This is a genomic window from Streptococcus sp. Marseille-Q7156 (assembly GCF_965119495.1).
Window position 1 is genome coordinate 1232520 of the sequence record NZ_CBCPLU010000001.1, and the last position, 19840, is coordinate 1252359.

11 protein-coding genes and 2 pseudogenes are annotated in these 19840 nt (G+C 39.9%); 2 read left to right on the forward strand and 11 right to left on the reverse strand.

Annotated features, from left to right (window positions below; translation table 11 throughout):
* Positions 1-319: 319 nt before the first annotated feature.
* A complete protein-coding gene (locus ACWPV5_RS05860) occupies positions 320-730 on the reverse strand; it encodes a GNAT family N-acetyltransferase (RefSeq protein ID WP_023943224.1) in 411 nt (136 codons plus the stop codon).
* 90 nt (positions 731-820) lie between these two features.
* Here ACWPV5_RS05860 and ACWPV5_RS05865 point away from each other — a divergent pair.
* Positions 821-958, forward strand: a pseudogene (locus ACWPV5_RS05865) (IS630 family transposase); the annotation flags it as partial.
* Positions 959-1284: 326 nt separating this feature from the next.
* On the opposite strand, the gene ACWPV5_RS05870 reads toward ACWPV5_RS05865, so the two are convergent.
* Both ACWPV5_RS05870 and ACWPV5_RS05875 read right to left on the reverse strand, forming a co-directional pair.
* On the reverse strand, positions 1285-8643 hold the full coding sequence (locus ACWPV5_RS05870; protein WP_261055681.1) for an SIALI-17 repeat-containing surface protein: 7359 nt from the start codon (positions 8641-8643) through the stop codon (positions 1285-1287).
* A gap of 2 nt (positions 8644-8645) precedes the next feature.
* Positions 8646-9209, reverse strand: a complete 564-nt coding sequence (locus tag ACWPV5_RS05875; protein ID WP_000247238.1) for a DivIVA domain-containing protein — start codon at positions 9207-9209, stop codon at positions 8646-8648.
* A gap of 236 nt (positions 9210-9445) precedes the next feature.
* On the opposite strand from ACWPV5_RS05875, the pseudogene ACWPV5_RS05880 reads away from it, so the two are divergent.
* Positions 9446-9584: pseudogene (locus ACWPV5_RS05880) on the forward strand (IS630 family transposase); the annotation flags it as partial.
* Between the two features lie 245 nt (positions 9585-9829).
* Here ACWPV5_RS05880 and ACWPV5_RS05885 read toward each other — a convergent pair.
* The 8 genes from ACWPV5_RS05885 to ACWPV5_RS05920 form a co-directional block, all read right to left on the reverse strand.
* Positions 9830-11194 (reverse strand): amino acid permease, encoded by a 1365-nt coding sequence (locus ACWPV5_RS05885; RefSeq protein WP_000095646.1) that lies wholly within the window; start codon positions 11192-11194, stop codon positions 9830-9832.
* Between the two features lie 187 nt (positions 11195-11381).
* Complete coding sequence (gene greA / locus ACWPV5_RS05890) at positions 11382-11864, reverse strand: transcription elongation factor GreA (RefSeq protein ID WP_000818750.1); 483 nt, start codon at positions 11862-11864, stop codon at positions 11382-11384.
* A 60-nt stretch (positions 11865-11924) separates the two neighbouring features.
* Positions 11925-13676 carry an endolytic transglycosylase MltG gene (gene mltG, locus ACWPV5_RS05895; RefSeq protein ID WP_261025482.1) on the reverse strand — a complete coding sequence of 584 codons (1752 nt, stop codon included), beginning with the start codon at positions 13674-13676 and terminating at the stop codon, positions 11925-11927.
* Between the two features lie 80 nt (positions 13677-13756).
* Positions 13757-14251 carry a GNAT family N-acetyltransferase gene (locus tag ACWPV5_RS05900; protein ID WP_261025480.1) on the reverse strand — a complete coding sequence of 165 codons (495 nt, stop codon included), beginning with the start codon at positions 14249-14251 and terminating at the stop codon, positions 13757-13759.
* A complete protein-coding gene (locus tag ACWPV5_RS05905; protein WP_454382819.1) occupies positions 14227-14709 on the reverse strand; it encodes a GNAT family N-acetyltransferase in 483 nt (160 codons plus the stop codon). The genes ACWPV5_RS05900 and ACWPV5_RS05905 overlap by 25 nt, the downstream gene beginning before the upstream one ends.
* Positions 14710-14718: 9 nt before the next feature.
* A complete protein-coding gene (gene murC / locus ACWPV5_RS05910) occupies positions 14719-16053 on the reverse strand; it encodes a UDP-N-acetylmuramate--L-alanine ligase (protein WP_033677684.1) in 1335 nt (444 codons plus the stop codon).
* Positions 16054-16063: 10 nt separating this feature from the next.
* On the reverse strand, positions 16064-16681 hold the full coding sequence (locus ACWPV5_RS05915) for a cystathionine gamma-synthase (protein ID WP_261055683.1): 618 nt from the start codon (positions 16679-16681) through the stop codon (positions 16064-16066).
* Between the two features lie 47 nt (positions 16682-16728).
* Entirely contained in the window at positions 16729-19827 is a 3099-nt protein-coding gene (locus tag ACWPV5_RS05920; protein ID WP_454382821.1) for a DEAD/DEAH box helicase, read from the reverse strand.
* Positions 19828-19840: the final 13 nt, after the last annotated feature.

The following is a 19840-nucleotide window of genomic DNA, read 5'->3' on the forward strand; positions in this document are numbered from 1 at the left end:
GCCTCTTTTTAACAACATTATATCATATATCTAACTTAATGCAATATATAAATGTCATTTTGTAAAATTTTATTAACAAAAAACTCTCTACCATAAAAAATAGAGAGTGTTAAGTTTAAATATAGGGTTTCAAAATATCGACGACATCACTTCTTTTCTTAACCTGATAAGACTTGATTCCCAATTTCTCAGCTGCAATTGTATTGTCCTCAATATCACCTAGAAAGACACAATGTGTAGGATTTAACTGGTATTTATCGAGAATCTACTTCATACTTATGTCAAGCCCCCCTCTTTGATTTATGCTTTCATATTCTCCTTACAAATCCTTTTGGTAATAATATCTTTGCCCAATGTAGGGATAGTCTTGTAACCTAAAGACTTCCTTGTAGCCATGCCTTTTATAAAAATCGGGAGCTTGAAACTGGTAGGTATTGACAAAAGCAAAACGACAGTTTCGATTCTTAGCTTCAGTTTCTGCTTGCTGCAATAGCTTTGAACCGATTCCTTGCCTTCTCAGTTCCTCTTTTACAAATAAATACTCGATTTCTAGCCAATTTCCAAAAGTCTCTGCTATCAAACCTGCCAGGAGATTGCCCTTTTCATCTTCGACATAAAGATTAAGTGGCTCACTTTCAGCCTCTTCTCTTTTGGAACGATTATAAGCACGAATCAGATTCCCAATTTCTTGCGCCTTCTGGGAATCCTCATTTTCCAATTTAAAGTACATCTAAACCTCCTTGAAAACTGATACAGCTTGATTATAAATTTATTACAAGGATTTAGAAGTTGCGGTGCACTATTCTAGATTCAATATACTATACCTCTTCCTCCCTACTCACCTGAGTACAATCCTATTTAAAAAACATGGGCTCATATCAAAAAGCACCTCAAAAAGGTATTACCAAGTTGCAATACTTTTTTTGAGGCTCTTTTGTCTTGTTATTTTTTCAATTGACTATAAAATCTCCAATTTAATTGCTCGTCATTTTGTAAAGAGACTAAGAGGAACTGTATTAAACGAATTATAATCTGTATAAATAACCTTAATGTTCCATTATTAGATGTACACCGTAAAATACCTGCATAACAAATATAAAATATTAATCGTTATGCAGGAAACCTATCTATCCAATCAAGTAAGAAATAATCAGTAGGATATGTTCCAAAACTTCAAATCGCTTGTATATCAAATATCATGAGACGCTTACAAAAGTTTAAATAACATAATTTTTAACTATATTTTCAGCTACAATATTCCTCTGCTAATCTTACACATTATATTTAATCTTCTTTTCTTCGACCTACATATAGGCTCAATAGAATACCGCTACCTAAAAGAACAGATATATAATCAGATTGACTTCCAGTTTCTGGTAATTTTTCCCCATGGTTTTCTTTAACTGGAGTTGCTACTACTGGGTTAGCATTTACTGGAGTTGCTGGTTGACCCGGTGTTGGTACTACTGGTGGTTCTGGTTTAACCGGTACTTCTGGTGTTGGAACAACTGGAGTTGGTTGTACTGGCACATTTGGTGTTGGTTGCGCTGGTACTGTTGGAATATCTAATTTTGGTACCTCTTGTACTTCTGGCATTCCTGGTACTCCACCATTGAATTCTGGTAATTCGTGATTTTCAGGCATTCCTGGTACTCCACCATTGAATTCTGGCAATTCATGAACTTCAGGCATACCTGGTACTCCACCGTTAAATTCTGGCAATTCATGAACTTCTGGCATTCCTGGTACTCCACCGTTAAATTCTGACAATTCATGAACTGGTGGTTCTGGCATTGCAAACGTTGGTCCTTCTGGCACATTAGGCATTGGAAGAACTGGTTTGTCATTTGATGGTGTTACTGGTTTGTCTTGGCAACCACATTTACCATCTTTTCCGTCTTTGCCGTCGCGACCATCACGTCCATCTTTTCCATCTTTAACAACTGTTTTTGTCACAGTTCCGTCAGAATTGATGATTGTGATTGTATGACTACCATCTCCATTATGTTCAACAGAAACTTTTGGTGATTTACCATCTTTACCGTCTTTAATTACCATTTCTGTCTTACTTCCATCAGGATTAGTAATTGTAACAACGTGAGTTCCATCGTTATTATTTTTAACAGTTACAGTTGGTGAAACGCCATCTTTGCCATCTTTGATAATAGATTTGTATTCACGACCATCAGAATCTACGATTGTCAATGTGTGAGTTCCATCTCCGTTATCAACGATGTTAGCTTTTGGTGATTTACCATCAAAGATTGTAGTTGTCGTTTCTTTACCATCAGCACCTGTCACTTTAATAGTGTGTGAACCATTGTTGTTATCAATAACTTCAAGTTTTGGTTCTTTACCATCACGAACTGTAGTTGTTGTAGTTGTACCGTCTGAGTTCACAACTGTAATAGTGTGAGTCCCATCTCCATTATCTACTACTTTAGCAGTTGGTGATTTACCATCACGTACTGTTGTTTCAGAAACAGTTCCATTTCCATTTTCTACACGGATAGTATAAGTGCCGTCTTGGTTATCTCTAACTGTTGCTACTGGTGATTTACCATCTTTAATGATTGTTTCAGTAGTTGTTCCATCTCCATTTAAAACTGAAATCTTGTGAGTTCCATTTTGTTCATCAGTAATGGTAACTTTTGGTGATTTACCATCACGAACTGTAGTTTCAGTTGTCACACCTTCTGGATTTGTAATAACGATTGTATGACTTCCGTCTCCATTATCACGAACAGAGGCTGTTGGAGTACGTCCGTCTACTCCATCACGACCATTTTTCACAACAAACTCATTCTTAGTTCCGTCTGGGTTAGTGATGGTTACTGTGTGGCTTCCATCTGGGTTTTCAGTAGTTGTTGCTGTTGCAGCTTTACCATCTTTACCATCTTTGATGATAGCGTTGGTAACATTGCCGTCTCCATCTGTAACTTTAACAGTATGAGTTCCATCTCCGTTATCCGTTACTTCAACTTTTGGAGTCTTACCGTCTTTACCGTTTTTAACAACTGTTTCTTTAGTTGTTCCATCTGGATTTGTTACAGTAATTGTATGGCTTCCATCTGGATTTTCTGTTGTTGTGATATTGGCAGTTTTACCGTCTTTACCATCTTTGATAATAGCATTCGTAACATTGCCATCTTCATCCGTAACTTTAAAAGTATGAGTTCCATCATTGTTATCAGTCACTTCAACTTTTGGAGTCTTACCGTCTTTACCGTTTTTAACAACTGTTTCTTTTGTTGTTCCGTCTGGATTTGTTACAGTGATTGTATGACTTCCATCTGGATTATCTGTTGTTGTAATAGTAGCAGTTTTACCGTCTTTGCCATCTTTGACTTTAGTAGTTGATTCAGAGCCATCTCCATTGCGTACTGTAATAGAGTATGTGCCATCTCCATTATCTGTCATCGTTACAACTGGTGATTTACCATCTGCTCCGTTTGCTCCTGTTTCACCTTTATCACCTTTTGTAATTTTAGGAACCACAGTTGCTGTAACTAATGGACTAGTAGCTTTATTTGGTTCAGTTTGTGTTACAAAAATATTATCACCTTTCACCACGGCTTTGTCTAAAGTAACTGACCATGTTCCCTCCGAAACTGTAGCTGTTTTAACGGTACTATCTGGAAGGGTAACACTAATAGTAGAATCTGTTATCCCTGTTCCTGTAATCGTTGTAACACCTTCGATAATGGCATCTACCATCGCTTCCTTGGATACAACTAATCCCGATTGAGGAACAACAGTGGCACTGATGTCATTACTAATCGTTTTGTTTACTTCTTTTTGTCGAGCAGAAATACTTTGTCCTTTTACAAGAGGTGCTGGCGTATCTACCATCCATGTTCCATCCTCTACCACTAAAGCTGTTTTCTCAACTCCATCTGGAAGCGTAACGGTAACCGTAGCTCCTGCAACACCGCTTCCTTTAATTACATTAGAACCTTCTTTCGCATCTGTAATAATAGGAATCTTAGAAATAACTTCTACTACATTCAAGACAAAGGTTTCTCTAGCTTCACCACTACCTAATAGATCATCATTTCGCGCAATAAAAGTAAAAGTTATAGTACCCGTTCGCGTAGGAGTCCCACTAATGGTGTGTGTGCTGGCGTCATAGGTCAATCCATAAAACATCTTTAAGAATGCATCAATGTACGATTCCTCCATACCTCTTTCACTAGCATGATTAATATATCCACTACTGCCAAAAGAATCAAGTAATGCATCACTACCGTAAATCTTTGCATGATCATTTAGTTCTATCGTTGAGGGTTCCATAGGAGTCCCTACTTGGATGGTTTGATGATTGTGGGGAATCCTAATAGTAGCTGGAAGTGGACCTACCTGAATAGTCACTGTAGCTTTTCTTTCATTACCACGTATACCACTTGGGTTAGCAACCATTGTAATTGTAAAGGTTCCAGCTTGAGTAGGCGTTCCTTCAATCACCTTCTTATCGCTATTGTAAATAATCCCCTGAGGAAGAGTCCCGCTTTCTACACTAACCTCTATCCCATCTGGTACACTCACCGCCACTGGAGCAATCGCTGACATAACAGTCGTATGTCGTTCCTGATTATCCATAAAGTTAAATTCCTTAGCAGTCACCGTCAATGGAATCGTTAATTCATTTCTAACACCACCAGCAACTCCTGTGAAATTTTTGTCTAAGAATGTTGACAAATAGATTATGTGATTCCCCACGACTGTAGGTATTCCCGTAATCTTGCCTGTTGACGCATCATAGCTTAAACCAATATCAGATAGAGAACCAAAATAACTATAATCACGTTCCTTCACCAGTACATTTAGTTGTAAGGTAGAATGTGGTTCCTTGGTGACTGTAATAGTCGGAATAGAATCCTTGGCTGTTACTTCAACAGATGACCTATCTGCCTCTAAAATCGGTGTTAACGGTTCTACACGAAGAGTTACCCGCCTTCTTGTAACTTGACCTCCAAGTGCCTGTGGCATAACCGCCCGAATATTAAATTCATAGGTACCTACCCCTTCTGTTGGACTTCCTATAATTTGATGATTGGATGCATCATATCTCACTCCAGACGGAGCATTCTCTAAATCAATTGTTGCACGTTCATCAAAATCCGATACCGTAATTGGAATCATCTCTTTATCTGCAGCAAATGTCTGGTTTTCATTGTTAATACTAAGAGCTGATGTTATAGGAGTAACTTCAATATAAATTGTCTTCCAAATAGTTCTGCGAACGTTGCTATCTGCATAGTTATACGGCATTTCGGTCTGAACTAAAATTTGATAAACATATCCCTCGTAGGACATTGCACTTGGAATTCCTGTAATAGTTCCTGTATGTGTCGACTCATCATACGAATAACTCAAACCAGCTGGTAAAGAATTTGAATCGACTGTCAGTTTTGAATGCGAATCATGCTTGATTGTAATAGGTGGAATCTCTGTTCCAATCGATGCTAGGAGACGTGTTTCATTAGAAGTATAAGCATCTGTTGCTTGAGTTCCTGATCCGATTGTCAAGCTCGGACTTAGCCCTGTTACGTTAATGGTATAGGTAGTAGTTGTAGTACGAACAAGCCCATTTGAACCTCTTCTACTAATTGTTGCAGTGAGCTCATAGCGACCAACTGCAGTCGGTATCCCTGTAATTTTAGTCCCATCATTACTAATTTTTAGACCAGAATTAGAAAAATTATAGGAATCATTCGCACGATAAGTTACCACTGCATCGTCAGGTACCTCTTGCAATCCAAGAGCAGATACCTTGGATAAGACCGAAACTTCTGTGTTTTCTGGAGGAACGACAAATTCCTTCGGCTTCACAGTTAGACGCACAACAGTCGACTTAACAACATCTCCCTTAACAGCAAGTACTGGAACTTCATACTGCCCTTCATAAAGACCTTTCCCTATAATTTTATTATCAACAAATCGTGTCCCTTTTGGAAGTTTTGTCTTATCAACTTTAATGGTCACACCTTCACTTGGAGTCGTTGTGATGACCATTTCTTTCCAATCTTCACCCTCGGAAATTGTTTGATCTGTATTAGTAACATTAACCGCTAAATCGTCTACTGTATTAGATTCTATCACATAATAAAAATCGGTAAAGGTTTCATGTTTTTTCCCTTCGTCATCTGTAAATGTCACATAAACACGCGCCTTTTGTTGTGACGACGTGTGTTTCAAACCGTAAATAGAAATAGTAGAGTCATTAGGGTTCCCTTCAAAAAAGGCATAACCGCCACTTGATTCCACACGAATTCCTGTTATTTTGGAGTTGTTTTCCATAGAAACTGGAATAGGGGTTGGAACTGTTCCCTCATGCCAATGCTGGTTTGGAATCGGATTAATAGCGTCTACTATCTCAAACTCAAATGTCCGCGGAGCACCAGTCTGATAGTGACCATCATAGGCATTCACTGAAAAAGAATATTTTCCCTTCGCAACTTTAATACCTGATTTTTTGACAACATAGGCTTCTGTCGGATGTCCTTCCGTAACCTTTCCAGGAACTGCCCTCAACTCAACCCCTGCTGGAAAACTATCTGCTTTTATATAGGCATTATCTTTATTGAGAGTTACTTTTCCTAAGATTTGTTCTTCATCAGAAATCGGAAGCGTAACCTTATCAGTAGATTTATCTACATAGTCTTCATTGGGTTCAAAAAGAGCATCTGCATTGGTTAGCGCATAAGTACGATTATCTGAAGCGTTGGAGTCTGAGCGTTCACTAGAAATAGAATTTTCATAAGTTGTAAAATTCAATGTAATCGTTTTGACTAAGTTCAAGCTATCAGTCATTTGAAATTTCACTGAATAGTTACCTGCTGTTTTAGGCAATTTCGTAAATTGAAGATAATATGGAGTTTTATCCAAGATACCACGCATGTCATCTTTCAACAATCCACTTGACAAATCATACCCTGGCATTGTTTGGAAATCTACAGTATTACTGTAAACTCCCTTATCTGGAGCCTTGTCTTTCCTCAAGTCCACCAACTTAACTTCTACTCCATCTGAAGCGGATAACAACCGAAAATCTGTAATAGATAATCCTTGTTTATTATTATTAGCATAATCTGTAGAACGATCCATTGGAGCAAAGATTGGAATCATGGCATAATAACGTTTCGTATCTGCAGTAGCATTTTCAACAGTTTGATTACCAGAATCCATAAAATAACCAAAGGGAGTCGTTGGCATTCTGATTCCATCAATCGTGATGTCTGTTTTTGGTCCAGAAGAATCTTTATATAGATTATTCAAATCACTTACTCCTTTATAAATAACAGGAGAAGTTCGATAAGGATCTGTTATGCTACCATCATATGTTGACTCAGTCCTATCATCTCTATTATTGGAAAAATACAACAAACGATTTTCTTTCCCTGAAGTTGCTAACACCATAAATCCAAAGTGAGTTGTTGTCGTAATGTTTATAAATCCAGCTACTTTCACTTCAGGATGTGAACGGGATTGGAATCCAACTTCATAGTTTCCTCCCATTGCTCTTGTTGGCTTAAGGGTAGCAGTTAACCAGCCACCTTCCAAGTCTAAATTAAAGCCTAAATCCTTTGCCCCTTGAGTCATTTCCAGGTCCGAAGCATCAATGTTTGAAAAACCAACCTTATACCTTATTTCATAAGTATGCTGAGCATTTCCAGCAAGAGTAATACTTTCTTCACCTAAATTGCCCGGAGTTATCTTTTCTAGTGTTAAGTATGGTTGCCCAGTAACGGCAGGGGAAGGATACTCTACTTTCCTCTTTTGCCTCACCTTTCCCTTATCAGAGTTATGGAGTTTAAAAATAACCTTTACAGGAACCCCTTCTGATAAGGTAATAGTTTGATGACTTGTCGCATTATCAGAGATACTCCATCCCTTGAGGGATTCGTTTCCATCAATGGAAGCTTGAACAGTCACTTCCTTTTTCACAACTGCTTCAAAGGTAGAAACCGTTTCTTCCTTGTCCTCACTATCTAGGACAAGCCCCGTCTTTTCATCAACGTATTCAACTGTATACTTAAGCGTGACAGTACGGTCTGTAGCTTCTGATTTCCCAAATCCCTCTACTTCGTAGACAAAAACATTGTCCTCCCCTTCAACAATTTCTTTTGTAAAGGTTGTTGGATTACCATCTGGAACATAGTAACTTTCTAATTGACTATCATTTGCTAGCTCTCCACCAATTTCTGTAACGATAACTTTTGCTTTTGCTTCAGTAGTTTCTACCGTCTTCGTCTTCGTTACCTCATGAACTACTTGATGAGATTTGCGATCTACATAGCGTACTTTATAGACAATACTTACTGCTCTTTTAGGAGTTGTAAGTTCTTCACTTGCTCTTATTCCTGTTTCTACCCCTGAAGCAGCTGTTTCAGTCGCATTTTCTTCTGGATGAGACGATGTAACAATAAGATGATTTGTTTCAATATCTCGGGTACTTGATTCACTACTCTCCGCCCTATCCAATGGCTTCAAATCAGGAATAGAAGCACTTTCTTCTGCTTGTACAGGAGACATCAGTACCCCCATTAAAACAGCCGGACCCACTAATCCAATCAAAGCCGAATTAGCTCCATATGCCTTATACTTACGGATTGAAAAGATTTCCTTATGTTCTTTTTTCACTACTAGTTCTCCTTTTCTATTTTTTCTACTTTAATACAATTTGATTTATTAAGGCGCGGGAGAAAGATAACCTGTTTTGAATTCTCACAAACATCTTCTGTTCGAGTAATATCTATTTCTATTTGTTCTTTTATTCGAGCAAAGTCCTCGGTCTCCGAGTTTTCAAAAGCATCTTTATATCGTCTCAAAGTGTCTTGCAATTCTTTAGATAACTCCTCTTTCTGCGCAACAACTCTATTTTTGATTCCGTTTAAAATTTCCATCGATTGATGAAAACGTGCAAATTCATCTGATATTGTTTTGTTAGCATTATATAGCAACTCCGTTGCTTCTTGCTTAGCCTCTTCCACTAAACGTTTTGACAATTGTTTCGCATCAATAATAACCTCAGAAATAAGCTCCTCTTGAGAGCGAAATCCATGTAGTTGAACATTCAACTCTTCAATCATTTGTGCTTTCCCTTCAAGTTCTTGTTTGAGGCGTTCTTTATCCCCCTCTAAACTGCTAATCACATCATCAACTTCCTTTTTGTTATATCCAAAAAGACTTCTTCTTATATTCACCATATTTATTTCCTCTTTTGCAACGCCTGATACATAGTCAGATTTACCACATTTGTATTTCTTTATTCTACTTCACCAAACCATCATTATTATCAACTTGAAATCCAAGTGATTTTTCATCATTGTTCCTTTCCTCAACTTTCATTTAACTAAAATATATATGCACCAAAAACATATAAAATTTATAACATTACATGGTTTCTAACTTATTTTCCGTATGCTATTTTAACAACTATACATTTTTACCTCTTCCTCCCTACTCACCTGAGTACAATCCCATTGAGAAAACATGGGCTCAATCAAAAAGCGCCTCAAAAAGTATTACCAAGTTGCAATACATTTTACGAGACTATTTTATTCTCTTCTTGTTTCAATTGACCATGCTCTTTACTTTAGTTACACAAAGTCTCATATTAATTCTATTACCCCCCCCCCCGAAATTGTCAATGATTTTTATGTTAAGTTTTTATTACATTTTCTTTACGTAGCGCCTGTTTTCCTAAGAGATTAAACCTGACAGCTCAAAAATAATACTGATATAATACAGCGTACTATCCTAGATCCAAGCCGCTATATTTTTAAACAAAGAAAAACCCACCAACCTTAGTTGATGAGTTTCAAATCTATTTTCTAAATTTCCACTGGCTATAAATCCCGAAACCGATAATCCAAATAGCTGAACCGATTGCTCCGACAAATGTAGACTCTTGTAAAAAGAGGGTTACAAAGACAAAGGCAAAGAAGAGCATGGTTAAAGGATTTAGGAAACGATAATGGGGCATGAGATAACCATCTACCATAAAGTCTGGTGACTTGCGGTATTTAAGGTGAGCCAGCATAATCAAGATATAAATGGCGATATAGACACCTGATGATGATGCCGTAATCAAGGCAAAGGCATCGGAAACACCTGGCAATACGTTGATAAAGGCTGCTAGGGCAATCAAAATTGCTGAGGCGATGATGGCATTTTGTGGTACGTTGTGACGGGAAAGAGTATCTGCCTTGATAGCCTTTAAGAATGGATTGGGCGAATCATGGGCAATCTGATACAAATGACGACCTGTTGAATAAAGGGTTGAATTAAGAGCAGATGCTGCTGACGTCAAAACGACAAAGTTAATCAAGGCCGCTGCCCACTTGATACCTGCCAATTCAAATACTGTTACAAAAGGAGAATCAGCCGATGCAAGTTCACGCCACGGAATGATAGCCATGATGGCTAAGAGGGCACCACCGTAGAAAAAGGCGATTCGCAAAGGAATTTCCTTAACGGCTTTTGGCAAGACCTGACGTGGATTTTTGGTTTCAGAAGTTGTTACTCCAATAAACTCAATCATTAGATAAGCAAAGAAAACCATCTGAAAGGCCATGACAAAGTTCACTCCACCATTTGGGAAGAGGGAGAAATTATCGGCGATATTGGCCAAACTTGCTACTCCATGTGGTGTCTTAAAGCCTGTCAAGACCATAAAGACCCCTGTTGCAATCATGGCTAAAATAGCCACAATCTTGACCATAGCAAACCAAAACTCAACTTCCCCAAAGAGCTTCACTGCAATCAGATTGACTAAGGCTAGAATGGTCAAAAATCCAATCTCAATCATCCAACTTGGCCAGCTAGGAAACCAAAACTGAACATAGTGAGAGATAGCTGTGATTTCCGCCATACCGATAAAGACAACGGATAGCCAGTAAGACCAAACTGAGAAATAGCCCCAGCCCTTACCCAAATGGCGCGTGATAAAGTTGATAAAGGTATGTTGCTCAGGGTCTTGGTAGAGCATTTCTCCAACCGCACGCATCATGAGGAACATGAAAGCCCCAGTAATCATATAAATCAATACAATGGAAGGACCTGTTAGGCTAATTGAGCGACCTGCTCCCAAAAAGAGTCCTGTTCCGATTGTCCCAGCAATGGCCATAACCTGCACGTGACGATTGGTCAGACCACGCTCCATCTTATTTTTTTTCTTCTTTGAACTCATATCGTCTCCAATTCAATTTAATTTATACTCAATGAAAATCAAAGAGCAAACTATGAAGCTAGCCGCAGGCTGTACTTGAGTACGGCAAGGCTACGCTGACGTGGTTTGAATTTGATTTTCGAAGAGTAGCAAAATGGAAAAAGGAGTGAGTGAAGCGCACTGCCTTCCCCACTCCTTTTTTCTGTTTTTAGGCTGTTTTTTCAACTTTCAAGATTTTTACATCATAACTACCAACAGGTGTTTCAATGGTTGCTGTGTCACCTGTTTTCTTACCAATCAAGGCTTGTCCGATTGGGCTTTCATTTGAAACTTTACCTGCAAAGGCGTCCGCACCTGCTGAACCTACGATAATATAAACTTCTTCTTCGTCCTCACCAATTTCTTGGATAGTGACTGTTTTACCAATCGCTACTTCGTCTTGGGCAACTGAGTCGCTATTGACGATTTCAGCATAGCGGATTTTTGTTTCCAAGCTAGAGATTTGTCCTTCGACAAAGGCTTGTTCATCCTTAGCTGCTTCGTATTCACTATTTTCAGAAAGGTCACCGTATGAACGAGCAATCTTAATACGTTCTACCACTTCTGGTCGGCGGACCAATTTCAATTCTTCTAATTCTTTTTCAAGTTTTTCCTTTTCCGCAAGGGTCATAGGATATGTTTTTTCTGCCATTTTTCTCAACTTTCCTTCGATAATATTGAATCTCTATCTGAGATTCTCATTTGTGTAGTCTTAGTTTGAACTACTATTTTGAGTAAGCTTGCTATTAACGTGTTCAGCTACATTCCGATCATGTTCTTCCTTATTGCTAGCATAGTAGACCTTACCATCTGTCACATCTGCAACAAAGTAAAGGTTTTCACTCTTAGTCTGATTGATACTTGACTCGATAGCATCTAAGCTTGGACTATCTACCGGACCAGGCATGAGGCCTAGATTGGTATAGACATTGTATGGTGAATTAATAGATGTATCAATTCCAGCATCGTCAGCAAGACTAATCTTCTGACCAAGTTTTCCTTGGGCATACAAGATGGCAATATTGCTTTGAAGTGGCATACCAAGATTCAAGCGATTATAGAATACACCTGCAATCAACTTACGGTCTTCAGTCTTAGCACCTTCTTTTTCTACAAGTGAAGCAATGGTCAACAATTCATTGACAGTCAAATTCTTAGACTTAATAGTGCTGTAATGAGGTGCCAAAGTCTTGTCCATGGCTGCCAACATCTCATCAATCAAGCTTTCAATAGTTGTGCTTTCCTTGATAGAGTAAGTAGCTGGGAAGAGGAAACCTTCTAAACGATAACGAACGCCACTTTCCTTTGTAGGTAAGCTTTCAAGTAGACTAGGATATTTAGCAACTTCTTGGCTGATAAAGTTCTCATCTTGAACTTTTGTCAGAAAGGCATCAGCTGTCAAAGGCTCTTTGAAGTCACCTTGCAATTGACCTACCGCTTGTGCCATTTGATCAATCGTATAACCTTCTGGAATTGTCAAAGTCGCAAGCGCAGGTTCTTGAGCTTCAGCTGTTCCACCTTTTTGTAGTTCATGGATGATATCTTCTGTGCTCATGCTCTTTTGCAAATTATAATAACCTGATTTCAAATCAGCATAATTTTTGTACTTAGCATACAAGCTAAAAACTAGACCGTGTTTAATCAAGCCGGCATCTTCAAGTGTCTTACCGATTTCTTGAACATTAGCGCCTTCTGGGATTTGCACTGTCACATATTGTTTAGATGAAGCATCCACAGGCTGTAAAGATGACTGAACATACTGATAACCGAAGTAACCACCTGCTGAAATCAAGCCTAGGAAAATAAGTAGAGAAATGAAGAAAGCCTTAAATCCTGATTTTTTCTTCTTGGTTGACTTAACCGTCTCACGACGGCTACGACGTGGAGTTGCAGGCATTCCTTCTACAGCTTTCTTTTCCACTACTGGTTGTGAAGTAGGAACTTCTCTTTTTACCTCTCTCTGAGCTTCTGTCTTATAAGAAACAGCTACCCTCGTTGGGATTTCATTAAATTCCTTTTCTACTTTTATAGGACTAACAGGTCCTGGAGTTGGTCTTGATACTCCCTCCTCTGATAGAGTAGAAGGTCCTTCTTGACTCGGGTGACTAGGAGCAAGTGGAGCTTGTCTTACAGCCTCTTCTGCGGGAGAAGAAGGAACATCTTGACTTGGATGACTTGGAACACCAGGAGTTTCTCTTTGAATATCATCTGCTGGAGAAGCTGGTACATCTTGACTTGGGTGAGTCGGCACGGTAGGAGCTTTTCTCATAATCTCCTCTACAGCTGATAGAGAATCTTCCATTAACTCTTCTATCGACTGGTCATTTTTAGAAGAAAATTGGGGTTTTATTGAAGCTAAATCAACTTCTTCCTGATCTTCTTCATGTTTTTTAACTCGTTCTAAATCTCGTAAAATCTGCTCTTTAAAGCTTAATTTTTCTTCTTCTCTTGACTTTTCACTCAAAAGTTTTTCCTCCTCGTTGACAATCCATAATATTATATCTTAAAAGTCTAGGAAAAGCAACCTATGATGCCTTGTCTTGCCTATTTTTTAGCTTCCCAGACCATATCATACCAAGTTTCCCCTGCAAAGGTTGACTGGGACAAGCCTTCGTTGACAAATCCGTGTTTTTCATAGTAGGCGATGAGATAGTCATGACAGGTTAGATTAATGCCTTCTCTCTCATCTTCAAGAGCAACTTCTTTCAAAGCTGTTAGCAATTTCTGACCCAATCCTAGTCCCTGTGCTTCCTTGGCAATAGAGAGACATGTCACAGAGATATATCCACCAGGCTCATGACTATAGTCTTTTATGTCTTCTGTAAAAGACTGGTCTTGCAGATGTCGGTGGGGGCCAACTGGCCCTTCGATATAACCCATGATTCTGCCTGCTTTTTCTGCAACCAGAAAAGAGGTCTGAATTTCTCGCAAATGCACCTCAAAGACAGATCGAGGAATAGCTTCTTCTACCGAGAAATTCTCTAGTTCAACCTCTACAATCCGATCCAAATCTTCTAATCTTGCTTTCCTAATTTCCATTGTGCCTCCAGATAAAAGGGATTAAACCAAATCATACTAAAACCCTGGCTAGTTGCATAAAGCGAAGTTTCTTCATCAATAAAACCGTTCATTTCAAAATAGGAAAGCAGCTCATCAGGACTCTCCAAACGAATCCCCTTGTAATCCATCTCAACTGCCACCTCTTTCAAGGCTGCAAGGAGAAGCGTTCCCAAGCCCTGTCTCTGATGGTCAGCCTCAATGACTAAAGAAAGTACTTTTAGACATTGCGGATTGTCTGACTGAGGACTTGATAGAATATAGCCTAACAGTTGATTTTCATCCCTAGCTAGAAGAAAGGTATCCGCACACTTACGGATACTTTCTTCTAAAATATGGGAAGTCAGCTGCTTTTCAGCTGGCAAAGACAAAGTTTGAAGTGCCTCTATCTCAGCCAAATCAGCATCACTTGCCTGAATGATCTTAATTGGAATTTCCATAAGAATATCCTACTGAACATTGCTTGTCAAGTTAGACAAGAGACGCTCGAATGAATACTCATAGGTTTGGATATCTCCTGCTCCCATAAAGACATAGACAGCATTGTCATGGTCAAGGAGTGGAGAAACATTTTCAACAGTGATCACTTGGTGTTTTTTGTTGATTTTTTGGGCTAGGTCTTCTACCTTAACATCACCATGATCTACTTCACGAGCTGACCCATAAATTTGCGCTAGGTAAACAGCATCCGCTTGGTTCAAAGCGTGAGCAAATTCGTCCAACAAGGCGATGGTTCTTGTAAAAGTATGCGGTTGGAAGACTGCTACAATTTCCTTGCTTGGGTATTTCTGACGAGCCGCATCCAAGGTCGCAATAATTTCTGTTGGATGGTGGGCAAAGTCATCGATAATCACTGTGTCATTGACAATTTTCTCAGTGAAACGACGCTTAACACCGGCAAATGTTTTCAAGTGCTCACGCACCAAATTCAAATCAAATCCTGCTGTGTAAAGAAGACCAATAACGGCTGTCGCATTCATGATATTGTGACGACCAAATGTTGGGATGTGGAATTGACCCAATTCTTGTCCACGGAAGTGAACTGTGAAGGTTGAACCAGTTGTCGAACGAAGAAGCTCACTAGCTACAAAGTCATTACCTTCTGCTTCAAAACCATAATAATAAATTGGTGCATCAGACGTAATTTTACGCAACTCCGCATCTTCACCGTAGACAAAGAGACCCTTGGTAATTTGTTTGGCATAGTCGTTAAAGGCATTGAAAACATCCTCGAGACTTGTGAAATAGTCTGGATGGTCAAAGTCAATGTTGGTGATAATAGAGTATTCTGGGTGGTAAGGCATAAAGTGACGCTCATATTCGTCAGATTCAAAGACAAAATATTTGGCATTGGCTGAACCACGACCTGTCCCATCCCCAATCAAGAAGCTGGTATCTGTAATGTGAGACAAGACATGAGACAACATACCTGTCGTTGAAGTTTTTCCGTGCGCTCCAGCAACTCCCATGCTAACAAAGTCACGCATAAAGCTACCTAGAAATTCATGATAGCGTTTGTAGCTGATACCATTTTGGTCTGCATAGGCAATTTCGACGTTGTTATCTGGACGGAAGGCATTTCCAGCGATAATTTCCATATCACCGTCTAGATTCTTTTCATCAAAAGGAAGAATAGTAATCCCTGCCTGCTCAAGACCACGTTGAGTAAAGTAGTACTTTTCAACATCTGATCCCTGAACCTTGTGCCCCATCTGGTGCAACATCAAGGCCAAGGCACTCATCCCTGATCCCTTAATTCCGATAAAATGATATGTCTTTGGCATGTTTTCTCCCCTATTCTGTAATTCTGGTCAGGTTCAACTCTTGGGCAACCTGACGTTCTTGTTCTGTTTGTTTACTTTTTTTATTGTAGATTTGGCTCTTCTTTAGAAAATCATAGTTGTTTTTCTTTGGAGCAGGTGCTGACACTTCTTCATTCCTGGTAGGGATAGAATGAACTTCCTCCGCCAAGATATAATGAGACTGGGTCAATTTTTGGCTATATTTGACAAATTCACCAGGATTTTCCTTTTGGAAAGGCGCTGTCGGTTGATTGCCCTGTCTAAGAAGGCCGGATTTAGAATGACGTCTCGCACGACTGAAATCCTGAGTTAAATAGTTAGCAGAGCGTTTCTTTTTCAAGTCTGCACGCGCTTCTTCACGCGCCACCTCCGCATAGCTCTTTCCTTCTTTTTTAACCCCTAAAGGAGCTTTTTTAGGTTTCTCTACTTGCTTTTCAATCGGTTTGACTGGCGCCTCTTCAGTAATAGGAGCCCATTCTAAATAATTTTTATCTCGATACTCACCCTTGATATTACTGATCAGATCAGACTCGTCATACAAGTTCATGACTGGCATTTCAGTCAACATGACCTCGTCATCTGACACCAATGGAAATCGTTCTTGTTTCATTTTCTATTTCCTTTCAACACTTCATTATAGCGTATTGTCTTGATTTTTCAAGTGCTGGCTTCAGAAATTCCCAAAATTTCTCTAATTTCTGCTAGGGTCAGACTGCCACGTGACTCTGTGCCATCCAATACTTGTGACACCAGATGTTTCTTTTGTTCTTGGAGTTCCTGGATTTTTTCTTCAATGGTTCCCTTGGTTACCAAGCGATAGACCTCAACCGTTTCTTCCTGTCCCATCCGATGGGCACGGCCAATGGCTTGCGCTTCCACCGCAGGATTCCACCAAAGGTCGACCAAGATAACCGTATCAGCACCTGTCAGGTTCAGACCGACACCACCAGCCTTGAGGGAAATCAGAAAGGCATCTCTTTCCCCTTGGTTAAAGGCCTTGGTCATATCTTGTCTTTCCTTGGCTGGGGTTGAACCCGTAATTTTAAAGGAAGTCATGCCCAAGTCTGGCAGTTGTTGTTCAATTTTCTCCAACATTCCCTTGAACTGCGAGAAAAGCAAGACACGGTGTCCACCGTCTGCCACCTGTACCAGCAGGTCTCGAAGACTATCCAGTTTGCCACTGGCTCCCTGATAATCCTCCATAAAGAGGGCAGGAGTGTCACAGATTTGGCGCAAGCGCATCAGACCAGATAAGATTTCCACCCGACTTCGCTGGAATTCCTTATCTGACACCTGAGCTAAACGGTCTCGCATCTGTTGCAACTGGGCTAGGTAGATAGCCTTTTGCTGGTCTTCCAGTTCATTTTTATAAACCACTTCAATCAAGTCTGGCAATTCAGTCAGCACTTCTTCTTTCTTGCGCCTCATAACGAAAGGCTTGATAAACTGAGCCACTCGCTCTGCTGGCAATTTCATAAATTCTTTCTTGCTTGGCAAGAGTCCTGGCATGACGATTTGGAAAATAGACCACAGCTCACCCAAATGATTTTCAATAGGAGTTCCTGACAAGGCAAAAACTGACGGCACCACAAATTGTCTCAAGGTCTGAGCTATCTTGGTCTGGGCGTTTTTCATGACCTGAGCTTCATCTAAGAAAAGGAAGTCAAAGGCCATCCCCTGATAAAGCTCACTGTCCTGACGGAAGGTAGCATAGCTCGTCACATAGATTTGATGGCTTTCAGCAAGAATCTCTTCACGACTAGCTTTCAAACCATGAACAACAGCCACATCCAACTGTGGGGCAAATTTCTGAAACTCATCCGCCCAGTTGTAAATCAAACCTGACGGAGCTAAAATCAAAACCCGACTTTCTTTTGTCACTTGACTGGTCAAAAAAGCAATGGTCTGCAGGGTTTTACCAAGTCCCATATCATCAGCCAAAATTCCACCAAAACCATAGTGATGGAGCATTTGCAGCCAGCTGATTCCCTTTTCCTGATAATCTCGCAAGTCAGCCTGAACCTGAGTTGCTTGTCGAGGGAAGTCCTCTGGATGCGTCAAATCGTGAGCCAGATTCTGGAATTCTTGTGAAAAAGAAACACGGTCACGTCCTTCAAAAAGATGAGCTAAACTATAAGCCAAGGATTTCCGAGCCTGCAAGGCCCCATCTTTTAATTCAAATTGCCCCAATTCCTGTAAATTTTGGCGAATTTTCTTGGTTTCTTCATCGAAAAAGTAGACTTGGTTAGACGAATCAATGTAAAAATCTTGATTGGCAACCAAGGCCTGCATGGCTTGGTCAATTTCCTCTTGGGCAATATCTTGAAAATCAAACTGGATTTCCAAGAGACCTCCCTTGGAAGCAATCTGTACTTGAGGGCTTGCTAGGTTATAGAGTTCTTCTAACTTGTCTGATAAATCAACATTCCCGAGTTTTTCAAAGACCGGAATAATTTCGTGAAAGAAATGATAGACAGACTCGGCTTTTAAGGCCTGACGCCAAGATTGAAAGTCTGCTTCAAAACCTGCAACCAAACAGACTTGGAAAACTCTTTCTTCTAAGTCAGCATCACTCGAAAAGGGTAATTCTTCTAGTTCCTGTCGGCTAGATACCTGTCTATCCCCATAATCAAACTGGATTTTTAAACGAATCCGATTATCCTCTTCCCTGTCAAAGTAAAAAGAGGGCACAAAGGATTTGATTTGTAAGCGTTCTGGAGCTGAAACGGTGCCCATCTGGCTAAAAAGAGTTAAACAAGAAGCCAATTTATCGCGGTCACTGCTATCAAATTGCAGGTATTTCTTTCCATCGTGAGCCAAAGGCAACGCTTTGATTTCTTTGAGAAGACGCATCTGCTGGTCTGTTTGAAAATAAACCTGTCCTTTATGGAAAAGTACAGCTCCCTGATAAAAGGAATTGACCCTGGGGCTCTCGCTGATTTCCATTTCAAAATAGTCCGAGTATTCTGTTACTGTAAAGGTAAAGAGATTGGCATCAGCATGCATATCCTGAAAAAGCAGAGTCTGATAACTATCCACTTGGTGGGCAAATTGAAAATGAGGCAAGGTCATCAGTAAATTCACACCCTGCTCAAAAAAGGTCAGAGGGAAAAAGAGATGCCGACCTTGGTTTTGGAAAAAGAGGTCTGGTGCCAATCCTTCCTCCATTAGTCCCTGCAAGAAAGTCAAAAGTTCTTGACTTTCCTCATTAAAGGCTTCCCAAGATAGAGACTCCTCATAAGTTTTACCAATCATATAAGGTTTTCTCTTCTCGACAACTCTTAAAAAAAGCGGAATATCCCGAATGACGTAGTATTTTTGGCTATTGATTTGGCCGATTCTCAGCGTCCACAAGATATGATTGGTTCCTGCTTCCACCTGCCCCACAGCCGATAATTCATAGGCACGTTCTGATTTTGGAGACAAGATTCGGTCCAAAAATTTGCCACCCAAGGTCACCTTGGTTTCAACGGCCTCTTTTTCTTCATGACCTTCTTCCAGACTCTGCAAGATTTCCTGACCACGCTCATCATTTTTTAGAAAATGCTCCAGCGCTGCCAAATGCACACAGTAGCCCCTCTTTTGGAAAAAATCGCAGGCACAAAAAACCAAATCATCCTCTAAACTATAGCGCAGTTCTTCTTCTGCAACGCGAGTGTAGAGCCGATTGTTCTTTTCCTTGATGATGTCAACCTTACCAGTTTCATAAAGGGCAACGCCTTCGATACGGACTTTCCCCGGAATCAATTTAGCCATATTTTCACCTTTA